The following is a 13,369-nucleotide window of genomic DNA, read 5'->3' on the forward strand; positions in this document are numbered from 1 at the left end:
TGGTGGCTGGAGCGTGGCTCCAGCCTCTAGAGTTCGACTTGACCGAAGCGCGTGACGCCAGGTGCCACGGCGGCCGGACCATCGGGAAGGGGCCGGACATGACGGAGACGCTGGTACCTCGAAGCGTCGACGCGCGGCCTTCGGGCGACGTCGGCTCGCTGAGGCTGCAGGTCCTGGGTCCGCTGCGAGTCTGGCACGGCGGCGTCGAGGTCGACCCCGGTCCACGCCAGCAGGCCTACCTGCTGGCACTGTTGCTGGCTCGCGTCGGAAGACCGATCGGCGCCGGCGAGCTGATCGACCTGATCTGGGGCGAGAACGTGCCGGCCAGCGCGTTGAACGTGATCCACAAGTACGTCGGATCGCTCCGCCGTCTCCTCGAGCCCGCCCTGCGGCCCCGGCAACCGGGCGCCTTCATCGTGCGGAGCGCCAACGGGTACCTGTGTACCGCCGGTCCGGACGTCCTGGACCTCGCGGGCTTCCGGCAACTCCTCGCCAGGGCTCGGACGGCCCTCGAAAACAACCGCGAGGCAGCCGCGCTCGACCAGTACGCCGCCGCGCTGGAGCTGTGGAGCGGCCAGGCCGGTGGGGGCGCCGCACACAGCCCCGTCGCGGCGCCGATCTTCGCCGGACTCGACGAGGAGTTCTTCGGCGCCTGTGTCGAGGCGGCCGAGCTCGCTGTCTCGCTGAACCGGCCTGACCGGGTGCTGCCGGCGCTCCACCTTGCCTCGACGATGGCTCCCTTGCATGAGCCGGTGCATGCCGGCCTGGTCCGCGCGCTGTGCGCCGCCGGCCAGCAGGCAGAGGCGCTGACGGCGTACGACATGATCCGCCGCCGGCTCGCGGACGACCTCGGCATCGACCCCGGCGCGGCGTTACAGTCCGCCCAGCGGCACGTACTCGAGCAGAGTGCGCAGTCCGCGCCGCCCCCGCTGCGGGCCGTGCCGGCCGGTCTCGACGGTGAGCTGGTCGGGCGCACGGAGGAATTCAGCATGCTCCGCAGCGCCGTCGAGCCGGCACTCGTGGCCGGAACGGCTGTCGTTCTGCTCGAAGGTGAGCCCGGCATCGGCAAGACGCGTCTGCTCCAGGAGATCGCCCGTCACGCCCAGGATCGGACCGCCCGCGTGGTGTGGGGGCATGGCCTCCAGGGCGGCGGTGCTCCGACGATGTGGCCGTGGGTCGAGGTCATCGAGAGTCTTCTCGAGAGCCGGTCGACGACTCGCCGAGCGGAGTGGCTCGCAGGCGATCTGAGCCGCCTCACCGCTTCTCGTGACGCCGCCGGGGCAGCACCTGCAGTCCCGGATGACGGCACCCGGTTCCGGCTGTTCGAGGAGGTCGTCGGCGCGATCTCCGAAGCAGCATCCGAGCGTCCCCTGGTGATCGTCCTCGACGACCTCCAGTGGGCCGACCCCGCCTCCTTGCACCTGCTCGACCATGTGGTCGCCCGGCTTCCCGCCGGCACCGCGGTTGTCGCGGCGCTGCGCAACCGGGATCCGTCGCTCAGCATCGAGCTGGCCCGGGTCCTTGCCGCTGCGAGCCGGATGCCCGGTCATCGCCGGCTTCTGGTCGGACCGCTCGACGCAGGCGGCGTTGCCGAGCTGATGCGACGCGAGACGGGCGACCTGCCCGCTGCGGAAGTCTCGCGTGCAGTCCATGCGCGAACCGCCGGCAACCCGTTCTTCGTGCAGGAGGTGGCGCGGGTTCTCACCAACGGCAGCAGCCTGACCGAGGAGTGCGTGCTGCGCAGCGGTGTCCCACTGACCGTCCGGGACGTGGTGCGCGACCGCATGGCTGCGCTTGATCCCGACGTTCAGGCGCTTCTGCAGCTGGCCGCGCTCGCCGGCCGGAGTGTCGAACTGGTGCTGCTCGCACGGATCGCGGGCGCGGACGTGCCGACCTGTCTCGAGCGGCTGGAGCCGGTCCGCGACCTGGGTCTCGCCGGTCCCGCTCCGGGAGATCCCTTCAGCTATTGCTTCACCCACGATCTTGTCCGCGAGGCGGTCTGCGAGGCCATCCCGCCCGGCCGCGCGGCTTCGCTGCACCGTGTTGTCGCCGACGCGATCGAGGCCATCGGCCCGGGTGACGACTCACTCGCCGAGCGAGCGGCGCACCATCTCTGGGAGGCCGGTCCGCTCATCGACCCGGCGCGTACGGTCGCGGCCCTGCTCCGGGCCGGGGCCCGGGCGACGGCGAAGACCGCACTCCGAGATGCCGAACGGCACCTCGTCCGGGCCGTCGAGCGAGCCCGCGCAGCGGCCCTGCTCGACGTCGAACTGGAGGCGCTGTCCCGCCTGATCGCGGTGGCCGGGATGCGCTCCATGTACGCCGCCGCGTCCGTCGACCTGCTGGAACGAGCGGAAACAGTGGCGAAGGCACTCGGCCGGGAGCGCCAGGCCGCCGGCTTCCTCTTCTCCCGATGGACCGCACACGTGCAGGGCCTCGAGCACGAACGTAGCTGCCCGCTCGCGGACCGCCTGCTGGAGCAGGGATCGGCCTCCAGCGATCCGGTCGTCCGCGGCTACGGGGACGCCGCGTGGGGAATTCAGCAGTGGCACCTCGGACGTGTCGGAGCGTCGTACCGCCATCTGACCGCGGCAGCGTCGCTCGGGCTGGCCGGCGATCACCGCCCCGACCCGGTGCGGGACGGGCTCCGGCTGCTGATCGTGGCGACGCTGGCCGAGATCTCCGCCTACCACGGGAAGTCCGCTCAGGCACGAGCCGTCCTGGACCGGCTCGTCGCGGACGCGGCGGACGATGCCTATGCGACCACAGTCGCGACCTGCATGGCCTCCCGGGTCGCCTCGGTCGTCGGCGACCCGGAATGGGCTCTGCAGGCTGCGGGCCGTGGGATCGCGGCGGATCCGCAGTTCTCGTTCGGCTTTCTCGGCACCTATCTGCGCCTGGCCCGGCACTGGGCCCTGGCGATGACCGGTCACGATCCCGGCGCGGCCGCGGACGCGGCCGAGCGGCTCATCGTGGCCAACCTGACGAAACCCATCCGATCCTGTGTCTCCACCTGGTATGCGCTCCTCGCGGAGATGCGGGTGGCAGCCGGTACCACGGACGCCGCGGCCGTTGCGCTCGACCAGGCCGACAACTGCCGGGACCGTTACGGGCAGCGATCGGCGGACGGTCTGCTCCTGCTCGTCCGGGCCCAACTGGCGAAGAAGCTCGCCGACCCGGGCGGCGCCGTACGCCTGGCCGAGGAGGCACGGGCTGTGGCCGGGCGGCAGGAGGCATACCTGTTCGTGCAGCGTGCCGAGCTGCTCCTCACCGATCTCACCCGTCAAGAGCTAGGCGTTCAGTAGCCGGCGGGCGTGTTCGTGGACGGCGGTGCGGAGCTCGGGTGGTTCGAGAATCTCGAACGGCCAGTAGAGGCGGATGACCCCTGAGACGAGGGGTCCCAGGTCGTTCGCGGCGAAGCGGACCTCGCAGGTGGTCGCGTCGATGGGATCGACCACGCCCTGGCTCGGCGGAATCAGCCGGGAGACGGTCGCGGCATCGGCCTGCACGCGGACCCGGGCGACGATGTCCCACGGCGCCACTCCGGTGCCCTCGGCAACTAGCGCGACCGGGTCGGGCGGGTCCTCGAACCGGTAGCGCGAGCCGGTCAGCACGGGCTCGCTGATGCGGTCGACACGGAAGGTACGCCAGGCCTGGCGATCGCGGTCGCGGGCGACCAGGTACCAGCGGCGGCCGGTGTGGACGATCTGCAGTGGCTCGACGCTGCGCTCGGACTCACTGCCGTCGTGCGTGCGATAGCGGAACCGGATCCCTTCGACATGACGGCAACCGGCGGCCAGGGTCACCAGCACCTCGCCGTCGACCTGCGGCAGCTCTCCCTGTGGCAGTTGCGTGGTATGCGCGCCGATGGCCGCGACCTGCTCCTGCAACCGGGTGGGCAGGACCTGATGAAGTTTGGCCAGCGCCGAGATCGCGGCCTCCTCGACGCCTGACACGGTGGTGGTCGTCGCGACGCGCAGGCCGACCGCGATCGCGACAGCCTCCTCGTCCTCGAGCAGCAGCGGCGGAAGCCGGCCGCCCGGGCCGAGGCGGTAACCGCCGCCGATCCCGGCCTCGGCGTCGATCGGGTAGCCGAGAGAACGCAGTCGCGTCACGTCCCGCCGTACGGTCCGCGGCGTGACGTCGAGCCTCGCTGCCAGCTCGGCGCCGTCCCACTGCGGACGCGAGTGCAGCAACGACAGCAGGCGGAGCAATCTGGCCGCGGTATCCATGGTCAGGCCATTCTGCCTCGACCTGCGGACCGATCCTGTCCGCAGGTCGTCCTACGGTGGCACCATGACGACGCTCTCGCAGAATCTCCTGGACCTGTCCGACTTCGCTTGGCAACGCCTGCGGGGCCGGGTGCAAGGTCTCACCGACGACGAGTACTTCTGGGAGCCGTTTGACGGCTGCTGGTCGGTCCGCAAGACCGAGGACGGGTATGTCCCCGACGGCAGCCTGATCCCGCCGGAGCCGGCGCCGTTCACCACCCTGGCGTGGCGGATCACGCACATCGTCGACATCCTGCAGGAGGATCGCACCGCCACCTGGTTCGGCGACCAGCCCGACCCGGAGGACGGCCAACCGCCCGTGCCGGGTTCCGCGTCGGACGCTCTGGCCGCACTGGATCATGCGTACGACGTATGGCGTCGACGCCTCGCGGCGCTCAGCCAGGACGTCCTCGACCGGCCGATGGGCGAGCCCGCGGGGTTGTACGCCGAGCACGACGGCACGTCCTTCGCGCTGCACATCCTGGACGAACTGATCCACCACGGCGCGGAGGTCGGCACGGTCCGCGACTTCTATCGAGGAGCGCATCCCGAGGACCCGTTCGCGGCCGCCCTCGCGGGTGAGGTCACACCGGCAGAGCGGCCGGCGCTCCTCGCCGAGGCGGCTGCGGCACAGCGCTGGGAGGTCATCCCGAAGCTCGCCGACCTAGGCTTCAGCGTCGACGAGCGCACGCAGGACGGCTTCACCGCAGCGCACCTTGCGGCCGGAACCGGCACGCTGGACACACTCAAGTTCCTGGTCGAGCGCGGCGCTGACCTCTCGTCGACCGATCCGCGCTTCAACGCCGACGTCCTCGGCTGGGCGAAATGGTTCAAGCAGTCGGACGCGATCGCCTACCTGGAATCGCTGGTCTGAACATGCGAAAGCCCGCCCCGGCCGGGGCGGGCTTCCAAGGTATTACTCGAGGCAGATCCGGAACGGGTGGCCCGCCGGGTCGGCGTAGATCCGCCAGCCGCGCGCGTTCTCCGCGGGCGGCGGGTCCAGTGGGTCGAGCGGTTCGGCGCCAAGGGCGACCACGGTCGCGTGACCGCTCGAGAGGTCCTCGACGATCAGGTCGAGATGGAGATCCTGCGCGTCGGTGCCGGGCCAGGTGGCCGGCACGTACTGCTCCGAGCGCCGGAAGGCCAGCGTCGAGAACCCGAGCGAGGAGCCGGGGCCGGTCAGGCTCCGCCAGTCGTCGTCACCGTTCTCGTCGATGTCCAGCCCCAGCAGCGCTGAGTAGAACTGGGCGAGCTCGAGTGGGTCCGGGCATTCCAGCACCACCGAGCCGAGCCGCCCGGCAGTACTGCCCGGCTGCTCTGCCACCTGCGTCATCTGTCCTCCACATTCTGTTGCGTCAGCCTGCGTCCTCGTCCGGGGCAGGCCCGGCCAGGTCCCTCTTGTCGGAAGGCCCGGCCGCCTACGATGACAGGTCGGAGGGACAATTCGCACCTTTCGACACGCGTTCTCGACCAGTGAGCCGATCGCTGACAGTGAAGGTTCGCTCTCGCTACCGCTAAGACTGCGGTACGGCGGTAGCGCGTCGGCGCTCGCCGAGCTTGCGGATCTTGGCTCGCGTCCCGCAATCCTCCATCGCGCACCAACGGCGGGAACCGTTCCGGCTGCGGTCCAGGAACAGCCAGCCGCAGCCGCCGTCGTCGACCGGGCAGGCCCGCAACTGCCGCAGCTCGACCGTCCGGATCAGCTCGACCGCCGCCACCACCAGCCGGTCCGGGATGAGCTGCGCCGGCGAGGTACCGACGATCAGCTCCGCGATGCCACGCTCTCGCCGCTCGTCCGGGATCAGCATCGAACGCGCGGCCGCCGCGGACCAGCGCAACATCAAGCGCTCGAAGGCAGATCCCTCGCTGCGCTTGACTCCGTCCGTCGCGACGACGGAGCCGGCCGCCCGCGGCGCGAGCACGTCGTACGCCGCCTCGCGGATCTCCACCGTCGCGCCGAGCGCCTTCGCGGCCAGCTCCGGGGCCGAGCGCCAGGTGCCCTCGACGGCGCTGTAGTCGCGCAGATCGATCAGCTCGATCCGCCGGCTCCAGTCGAGCAGCTCGGCCGGCGACGTGAGGTAGTCGTGCTCGATCGAGGCGCCTCGCGCGCGGGGGGTGACCGTGTTCACCAGGTCGAGGGCAGGATGTCCGCCCACGATACGAAATCTGGTGTGAGAACTGTCGGTCATGGATGAGATGCTACCAGCATCACTTCTTTTACCGGGATCAGGTGACCTCATGACCCTCTCGTCCCGCCGAGCCGCCGCCGCGCTGGTGTTCCTCGGCGTCTCGACGTTCTCATTCGTCACCATCGAGGTGCTGCCGATCGGGCTGCTCACCGTGATGGCCGACGATCTCGGCCGGTCGCGGTCCCAGATCGGCCTCCTCGTCACCGGGTACGCGGTCGTCGTCGTGCTCGCCTCCATCCCGCTGGCCCGGCTCACCACCCATCTCCCCCGCCGCCTGGTGCTCGGCGGCACGCTCGCCGTCCTCACCGTGGCGACCGCGCTCTCCGCCGCCGCCCCGACGTACGAGGTGCTGTTCGCCGGCCGGCTGGTGATCGCGATCTCGCAGGCGCTGTTCTGGTCGATCGCGCCGCCGATCGCGACCAGCCTGTTCCCGCCGGAGTTGCGCGGCCGGGTGGTCGCACGGCTCGCGATCGGCACGGCGCTGGCGCCGATCCTCGGGATCCCGTTCGGCACGTGGCTCGGCGAGCAGGCCGGCTGGCGGGTCCCGTTCGTGGTGATGGCTGTGCTTGGAGCGGCGGCCTTCACGGGCATCGTGACGCTGCTCCCGCGCACCGAGGTCGACGACAGTCCGTCACGTCGGGGCAGCACCCCGGACCTGCGGAGGTATGTCGTGCTGCTGGTCGCCGCCTCGATCGGGGTCACCGGCTTCCTGACGTTCAACACCTACGTCACGCCCTTCCTGCTGGACATCACCGGATTCTCGTCCGACGCGCTCGGTCCGATGCTGCTGGCCAGCGGTGCGGGCGGGTTCGCGGGCACGCTGATCGTCGGCCGGGTCCTCGATCGGTATCCGTGGGGTGCTGTCGTCATCCCGTTCGGGCTCATCACCGTCGGCTTGCTGGGGCTGTTCGCCCTCGGAGAGCACAAGGTGGCGACGGCCCTCCTGGTCGCGTTGATCGGGCTGTCCTTCAGTGCGCTCGCGGTCGCGGCGCAGAGCCGGACGCTGCAAGTCGCTCCGGGCAGCACCGACATCGCGTCGGCCGGGGCGAGTTCGGCGTTCAACGTCGGCATCGCCGCCGGTGCGTTCGCCGGTGGCGCGCTGATCGACCACACGACTGTCCGCAGCGTCGCTCTGGCCGGTGGGTTGCTGACCGCGATCGCGGCGCTGGTGATGCTGTGCGAGCCGCGGCTGGCCCGTCGCCGGCCGCTGATGGAAGAGTGCGCCCATGACCGCCAGGTTTGTGAAGAGCCGGCCTGACGCGCCACCAGACTTCTTCCCGGTGGAGGCAGCCGGTCTGCGCTGGCTCGCCGTACCGGACGGTGTGCCCGTCGCCGAGCCGCTCGACGTCTCCCCCACCCAGCTGACGACCAGAATGCTCGACGCGGTGCCGCCGACCGATGCCTTGGCAGAGGACTTCGGCCGGCGGCTGGCCGTCACCCACGACGCCGGCGCGCGGCACTACGGCGTACCACCTGATGGTTGGGACGGTGACGGGTACATCGGCGCGATCGCGCTGCCGCACGCACGCGAGCCGGTGATGTCGTGGGGCGAGTTCTACGCCAACTTGCGCCTCCGGCCGTATTTGCGAGCGGCAGACATCAGGCTCGATGTCTTCGAGCGGCTGTGCAGCCGGCTGGAAGCAGGCGTGTACGACGACGCGTCCGACGCACCGTCGCGGATCCACGGCGACCTGTGGTCGGGCAACGTGCTCTGGACCGCGGACGGCGTACACCTGATCGACCCCGCCGCGCACGGCGGTCACCGCGAGACGGACCTCGCGATGCTCGGCCTCTTCGGACTGCCCAGGCTCGAGCGGGTTCTGCGGGCGTACGACGAGGTGCACCCGCTTGCGGACGGTTGGCGTCACCGGATCGAGCTCCATCAACTCCATCCGTTGCTGGTGCATGCGGTGCTGTTCGGCGGGCCCTATCTGGCGCAGGCGACGGCTCTCGCCAAGAAGTTTTGAAGGGACTTGACGAATTATGAGGGGGCGCGAACACTTTCGATCATGATTCCGCAGCCCACGGCACAGCAGGCGCTGGCCGATGAGACGTTCTTGCTGGAGGCCGACGCCACGATCGGCCTCGACGACCCCTCCGCCCAGCTGATCACTGACCGGTTCGCAGCGCAGCTCCGTCGCTCCACCGGATACGCCCTGCCGGTGCAGGACGGGACCGGCACGATCACGCTGTCCACCAGCGGCCCGGAGTCCTTGGGTGACGAAGGCTACGAGCTGCGCGCGGACGCATCCGGCGTCACCGTCATCGCAGCCACCGCCGAGGGACTCTTCCGCGGCGTCACCACGCTCCGCCAGCTCCTCCCCGCCAAGGCCGAGGCCGACACCGCACAGGACGGCCCGTGGGAGATCGCAGGTACGACGATCTCCGACTCCCCGCGATACGAGTACCGCGGGGTGATGCTCGACGTCACGCGGCACTTCTTCACGGTCGAGCAGGTGAAGAAGTTCATCGACGTGGTGTCGCAGTACAAGCTCAATCGGCTGCACCTGCACCTGTCCGACGACCAGGGCTGGCGCATCCAGGTCGACTCCTGGCCGCGGCTCACGGAGTACGGCGGCAGCCTGCAGGTGGGCGGAGGCGCCGGCGGTTACTACACGAAGGCGGAGTACGCCGACCTCGTCCAGTACGCCGCAGAGCACTACATCACGGTCGTGCCGGAGATCGACACCCCAGGACACACGAACGCGGCGCTGGCGTCGTACGCCGAGCTGAACAAGGGCGACCAGGCGCCGGACCTCTACACCGAGACGGAGGTCGGTTTCAGCTCGTTCGCCATCGACAAGGACGTCACGTACGAGTTCCTCGACGACGTGTTCCGGGAGGTGGCCGAGCAGACGCCCGGCGAGCTCCTGCACCTCGGCGGGGACGAGGCCCACTCGACACCGCACTCGGAGTACCTCGACTTCGTGCCGAAGGCCGCCGAGCTGGTTCTGAAGCACGGCAAGCGGGTGATGGGGTGGCACGAGATCGCCGACGGGCCGCTGCCTGCCGGGACTGTGGTGCAGTACTGGGGCACCGAGGACCCGAAGGCTCAGGTGCTGGCGCAGAAGGCGGTCGAGCAGGGCGCCACGCTGGTGCTCTCCCCCGCCAACCGGGCGTACCTGGACATGAAGTACGACGCTGAGACGCCTCTCGGCCTCGACTGGGCCGGTCTGGTCAGCGTGGAGCAGTCCTACAGCTGGAACCCGGCCACGCTGGTCCCGGGCGTACCCGCGAGCGCGATCATCGGCGTCGAGGCGCCGCTGTGGACCGAGACGCTGGACGACCTGGAGAAGGTCGAGTTCATGGTGTTCCCGCGGTTGCCGGGGATCGCCGAGCTCGGCTGGTCTCAGGAGTCCGCGCTCGACTGGACGGCGTACCGCGAGCGTCTGGCCGAGCAGGGTCCGCGCTGGGAGGTGCTCGGGGTCAACTTCTACCGGGCGCCGGAGATGGACTGGCGTTAACTGCTGAGGATCCGGTCGAGCAGCCAGGCCGTGGTGGCATCCACGTCCTGCTCGGCCACCGTGTGAATGGCGTGGCTGGGGTGGCCGGCGTGGTGCGTGGCGTCCTCGTCCTGGGCGTCGCGCACCTCCAGCCGGTACACGTACCGGTCCGGCTGCGGGCGGCCGGAGCCCAGGTCCTTCGCGCCGAGCGCCCGGACCGCGTCCTCGAGCTTGGCTGCGTCGGGCTGGTCGCTGGTGTCCAACTCAGCGTGCTTGGTCAGCCCGGCGAAACCCCCGCTGCGGGTCACTGTCACGATCACGCTTGCCTCCCTCGCAGTACCGGTCCATGTACTGCCCATGTACCTGTTCATGCCCGCGCGACACGCCGGGACGAATGATCAGAAAAATGCGCCCGCTACCCGGCGTACCGGTCAATTGTCCTTCGTTGCCATCGTGCCGCACCCGTTCCCGGCCGCGAACCAGCAGGTAGGCGCGGGATTTCGGGCTCCGGACCGGCCCTCCCGAGGCCGCATCGACGCGACCACAGAGCGTAACGGCCCCTGACAATCAGCGACACGTGTTTGTGGTCACCCCTACCATCAGGCCGCAGAACGGCTACAGTTATGGCGTTGCAGTTTTGGACTCCCTGACTTTGCTGTGCTGCATGGCCGGTCTGTCGTCTGGGGCCTTTCGGCGACGCGTGATCCATGAGGTGTGGTTCACGGATTGTTATAAGCCATCGAGGAGATAGACAAATGGCTGTCGGTACTGTCAAGTGGTTCAACGCTGACAAGGGCTTCGGCTTCATCACCCCGGATGACGGTGGCGCGGACGTGTTCGCGCACTACTCGGCCATCCAGATGTCGGGCTTCCGCTCGCTGGACGAGAACCAGCGGGTCGAGTTCGAGATCACCCAGGGCCAGAAGGGGCTGCAGGCGGAGAACATCCGCGCGATCTGAGTCTTCGGATCACCCTTTCTTGAACCAGTAGGAGGGCCGCACACCATCAGGTGTGCGGCCCTTCCGCTGTTCCCGGTCTAATAGGACTGTGACCAACAGCCCCCGCAGCCCGCGCTACGGCCGGCCTGACGAAGACGCCGGGGAGCGGCTCGACCGGCAATGGAACGAACTGCTCCAGGAACTCCGGCTGGCCCAGACCGGCACGCAGATCCTGTTCGCGTTCCTGCTCAGCATCGCGTTCCAGACCCGCTTCCAGGACGCGGACAGCTTCACCCACGACGTGTACGCCGTCACGCTGATCGCGTCCGCACTGGCCGTCTGCCTGTTCCTCGCACCGGTCTCGTTCCACCGGATCATCTACCGCCAGAAGCTCCGCGACCGCATGCTCCCGATCGCCAACCGGATGACCATCGGCGGCATGCTCCTGCTGATCGTCGCCATCGCCGGCGGCGTCCTGCTCGCAGCGGACGTCGTACTGTCCCGCCCCGTCGCGATCATCGTCGTCGCCGTCGTCCTGCTCCTGTTCGCCCTCTTCTGGTACGTCGTCCCCGCGTGGGTCCGGCGTACTAACGCAGACGAGGAATGACCTCGGTCGCGACCTGTTCCAGGACGTCCTCGGAGCCGCCGTAGACGCCTTCCGCGCGCGGCCAGTGGGTGATGAGGTCGGTGAAGCCGAGGGCGGCTGCGCGAGTGGTGATCTCCTCGAAGGCGGCCGTGCTCGAGAGCGCGTACTGCGCGTTGTCCATCGACAGGTAGCGGTCGAGGTGGCGACCCTCCAGCGCGTCATCGAGGCGATGGCTGAGGTCGGCGAGGGAGGCGAACCAGGTGTCGAGGGTCGTCTTGTCGCCGCCGGTCGTCATCCAGCCGTCGCCGTGTTCGGCGGCGAAGCGGACGGAGCGCGGGCCGTTGCCGGCCAGGATGAGCGGGACCCTCGGTTGCTGGATGCAGCCGGGAAGCGTGCGGCCGTTGCGCGTCTCGTAGTACTCGCCCTTGAAGTCGACGCCGTCGGTTGTCAGCAGGGTGTCCAGCAGCGTCACGAACTCCTCGTAACGGTCCTGCCGCTGCCGCGGAGTGAGGTCCGGGCCACCCTGGATGGTCGCGTCCAGGCTGCCGCCGGCGCCGATCCCGCACAGGAAACGGCCGCCGGAGACGTCGTCGATCGCGAGGATGTCGCGGGTCAGCGCCAACGGGTGCCGGAAGTTCGGCGACGTCACGAACGTGCCGAGCTTGATCGTCGAGGTGACCGTCGCGGCCGCCGTCAGGGTCGGCGTGGTCCCGAACCACGGCGAGTCCTGGAGACCGCTCCAGGTCAGGTGGTCGTAGGTCCACGCGTGGTCGAAGCCGTACTCTTCCGCCTGCCGCCACCGCCGTGCGGCGTCCTGCCAGCGGTACTCCGGCAGGATCGCAATCCCGAAACGCATGAGCGCCACACTAAGGCGTCGGGAACGTCGCCAGAGAACTGGTGCCGATGCTGCCCAGCCAGACCTTGCCGTCGCGCTCACGGACACCGGTCGGCATGTGGAAGCCGGGGTGCTGCGCGCGCAGGTCGTGGACCAGCGCGCCGTTCTCGTCGTACGCCTGGATCTCGATGATGTCGGCGGCCTTCGGCTTCAGCGCGTCCGGGAGGGCCCAGACGATCTTGCGGAAGACCGGTGGCTTGGGCAGCAGGAAATCGAGTACGGCGTTGCGCGGCGAACCGACCGCGACCCAGATCAGCCCGTCCGACCCCCGCGCGATGTTGTCCGGCAGCCCCGGGATCGACGCGACCTGCACTGGCTCCGCGCCCGCGGTGGTCAGGTCCAGCTTGTACAGCCCGTACGTCGCCGTCTCGGCCCAGAAGAGCGTACGGCGATCGCGACTGAGCGCCACGCCGTTCGGGAAAGCACGTCCGGTCGCCAGGCGGGTGACCTCGCCGTCCGGCGTACGGCGGTAGACGCTGCCGGTGGTCGAATGTTCGAGCAGGTCGGCCATCCACTCGTCGATGCCGAACCGGGTCGACGAGTCGGTGAAGTAGATCGTGCCGTCCTCGGTGACGTCGGCGTTGTTGCAGAACCGCATCGGGCGGCCGTCGATCTCGGACAGCAGCGTCGCGATCCGGTTGTTCTTGTCGAGGGTCAGCAGGCCACGGTTCGCGTCGCAGATCAGCACGTTGCCGTCGGGCAACCACTCCAGGCCGAGCGGTCGGCCGCCGGTGTCGGCGAGCGTGTTGATGGTCTTGCCGTCCGCGCTGACGCGCAGGATGCGGCCGTCGTACAGGCCGGTGAGGACGCTGCCGTCGTCGTTGATCAGCGTGTCCTCGGGACCCGCGCCGGGCAACGCGATCACATCCACGTCGATGTTCTTCGGGTGCCGCGCCGGCGGAGCGGGCGGCGGGGTCCAGCGAACGGGTGCGATCGACGTCATGCCGCAGACCCTAGCGCGCTGCGCCGATCCACTCACACTGCGCCACACCGCGCCATAGTGCGCTCCCCAACGCCGCAGCCCGGACCGACCAGGTCGATCCGGGC

General features: G+C 69.5%; 13 protein-coding genes. 7 read left to right on the forward strand and 6 right to left on the reverse strand.

Translation table 11 applies throughout. The annotated features are described in order from the left end of the window. Positions 1 to 98: 98 nt before the first annotated feature. Positions 99 to 3,305 carry a BTAD domain-containing putative transcriptional regulator gene (locus tag EV653_RS10335; RefSeq protein ID WP_134100726.1) on the forward strand — a complete coding sequence of 1,069 codons (3,207 nt, stop codon included), beginning with the start codon at positions 99 to 101 and terminating at the stop codon, positions 3,303 to 3,305. On the opposite strand, the gene EV653_RS10340 is transcribed toward EV653_RS10335, so the two are convergent. After that, positions 3,291 to 4,232: a helix-turn-helix transcriptional regulator gene (locus EV653_RS10340; RefSeq protein ID WP_134100729.1), complete on the reverse strand. Its 942-nt coding sequence runs from the start codon at positions 4,230 to 4,232 to the stop codon at positions 3,291 to 3,293. The genes EV653_RS10335 and EV653_RS10340 overlap by 15 nt on opposite strands. Before the next feature lie 64 nt (positions 4,233 to 4,296). Here EV653_RS10340 and EV653_RS10345 point away from each other — a divergent pair, with 64 nt between their 5' ends. Then, the gene (locus tag EV653_RS10345; protein WP_166679333.1) at positions 4,297 to 5,145 is read left to right on the forward strand and encodes a DinB family protein; all 849 of its coding nucleotides are present in this window, start codon (positions 4,297 to 4,299) and stop codon (positions 5,143 to 5,145) included. Positions 5,146 to 5,187: 42 nt separating this feature from the next. On the opposite strand, the gene EV653_RS10350 is transcribed toward EV653_RS10345, so the two are convergent. Both EV653_RS10350 and EV653_RS10355 read right to left on the reverse strand, forming a co-directional pair. Next, positions 5,188 to 5,604, reverse strand: coding sequence for a VOC family protein (locus tag EV653_RS10350; RefSeq protein ID WP_134100734.1), 417 nt, complete (start codon positions 5,602 to 5,604; stop codon positions 5,188 to 5,190). Between the two features lie 181 nt (positions 5,605 to 5,785). Continuing rightward, positions 5,786 to 6,460 (reverse strand): CGNR zinc finger domain-containing protein, encoded by a 675-nt coding sequence (locus EV653_RS10355; protein ID WP_166679334.1) that lies wholly within the window; start codon positions 6,458 to 6,460, stop codon positions 5,786 to 5,788. A 49-nt stretch (positions 6,461 to 6,509) separates the two neighbouring features. Here EV653_RS10355 and EV653_RS10360 point away from each other — a divergent pair, with 49 nt between their 5' ends. The 3 genes from EV653_RS10360 to EV653_RS10370 are packed head-to-tail and all read left to right on the forward strand — an operon-like array spanning position 6,510 to position 9,924. Further along, a complete protein-coding gene (locus tag EV653_RS10360) occupies positions 6,510 to 7,718 on the forward strand; it encodes an MFS transporter (RefSeq protein WP_166679335.1) in 1,209 nt (402 codons plus the stop codon). Continuing rightward, positions 7,687 to 8,427: a fructosamine kinase family protein gene (locus tag EV653_RS10365; protein WP_134100743.1), complete on the forward strand. Its 741-nt coding sequence runs from the start codon at positions 7,687 to 7,689 to the stop codon at positions 8,425 to 8,427. The genes EV653_RS10360 and EV653_RS10365 overlap by 32 nt, the downstream gene beginning before the upstream one ends. A gap of 42 nt (positions 8,428 to 8,469) precedes the next feature. After that, entirely contained in the window at positions 8,470 to 9,924 is a 1,455-nt protein-coding gene (locus EV653_RS10370) for a beta-N-acetylhexosaminidase (protein WP_134100746.1), read from the forward strand. Here the strand turns inward: EV653_RS10370 and EV653_RS10375 are convergent. After that, positions 9,921 to 10,223 (reverse strand): protealysin inhibitor emfourin, encoded by a 303-nt coding sequence (locus tag EV653_RS10375; protein ID WP_238159666.1) that lies wholly within the window; start codon positions 10,221 to 10,223, stop codon positions 9,921 to 9,923. The genes EV653_RS10370 and EV653_RS10375 overlap by 4 nt on opposite strands. A gap of 435 nt (positions 10,224 to 10,658) precedes the next feature. On the opposite strand from EV653_RS10375, the gene EV653_RS10380 reads away from it, so the two are divergent. Together EV653_RS10380 and EV653_RS10385 are read left to right on the forward strand one after the other, a co-directional pair. Beyond that, complete coding sequence (locus EV653_RS10380; protein WP_134100749.1) at positions 10,659 to 10,862, forward strand: cold-shock protein; 204 nt, start codon at positions 10,659 to 10,661, stop codon at positions 10,860 to 10,862. Between the two features lie 88 nt (positions 10,863 to 10,950). Beyond that, on the forward strand, positions 10,951 to 11,448 hold the full coding sequence (locus EV653_RS10385) for a DUF6328 family protein (protein WP_134100752.1): 498 nt from the start codon (positions 10,951 to 10,953) through the stop codon (positions 11,446 to 11,448). Here the strand turns inward: EV653_RS10385 and EV653_RS10390 are convergent. Together EV653_RS10390 and EV653_RS10395 are read right to left on the reverse strand one after the other, a co-directional pair. After that, positions 11,429 to 12,283: an LLM class flavin-dependent oxidoreductase gene (locus EV653_RS10390; protein WP_134100754.1), complete on the reverse strand. Its 855-nt coding sequence runs from the start codon at positions 12,281 to 12,283 to the stop codon at positions 11,429 to 11,431. The two genes, EV653_RS10385 and EV653_RS10390, sit on opposite strands and share 20 nt — an antisense overlap. A gap of 10 nt (positions 12,284 to 12,293) precedes the next feature. Next, positions 12,294 to 13,265, reverse strand: coding sequence for an SMP-30/gluconolactonase/LRE family protein (locus EV653_RS10395; RefSeq protein WP_134100757.1), 972 nt, complete (start codon positions 13,263 to 13,265; stop codon positions 12,294 to 12,296). Positions 13,266 to 13,369: the final 104 nt, after the last annotated feature.

Origin of the sequence: Kribbella pratensis (genome assembly GCF_004365355.1) — a bacterium.
Taxonomy (GTDB): domain Bacteria; phylum Actinomycetota; class Actinomycetes; order Propionibacteriales; family Kribbellaceae; genus Kribbella.

Coding starts and splice junctions, on each gene's coding strand:
- EV653_RS10380 (WP_134100749.1), top strand. CDS start 10,659: ATGGCTGTCGGTACTGTCAAGTGGTTCAACGCTGACAAGGGCTTCGGC.
- EV653_RS10340 (WP_134100729.1), bottom strand. CDS start 4,232: ATGGATACCGCGGCCAGATTGCTCCGCCTGCTGTCGTTGCTGCACTCG.
- EV653_RS10350 (WP_134100734.1), bottom strand. CDS start 5,604: ATGACGCAGGTGGCAGAGCAGCCGGGCAGTACTGCCGGGCGGCTCGGC.
- EV653_RS10335 (WP_134100726.1), top strand. CDS start 99: ATGACGGAGACGCTGGTACCTCGAAGCGTCGACGCGCGGCCTTCGGGC.
- EV653_RS10390 (WP_134100754.1), bottom strand. CDS start 12,283: ATGCGTTTCGGGATTGCGATCCTGCCGGAGTACCGCTGGCAGGACGCC.
- EV653_RS10360 (WP_166679335.1), top strand. CDS start 6,510: ATGACCCTCTCGTCCCGCCGAGCCGCCGCCGCGCTGGTGTTCCTCGGC.
- EV653_RS10365 (WP_134100743.1), top strand. CDS start 7,687: ATGACCGCCAGGTTTGTGAAGAGCCGGCCTGACGCGCCACCAGACTTC.
- EV653_RS10345 (WP_166679333.1), top strand. CDS start 4,297: ATGACGACGCTCTCGCAGAATCTCCTGGACCTGTCCGACTTCGCTTGG.
- EV653_RS10395 (WP_134100757.1), bottom strand. CDS start 13,265: ATGACGTCGATCGCACCCGTTCGCTGGACCCCGCCGCCCGCTCCGCCG.
- EV653_RS10355 (WP_166679334.1), bottom strand. CDS start 6,460: ATGACCGACAGTTCTCACACCAGATTTCGTATCGTGGGCGGACATCCT.
- EV653_RS10370 (WP_134100746.1), top strand. CDS start 8,470: ATGATTCCGCAGCCCACGGCACAGCAGGCGCTGGCCGATGAGACGTTC.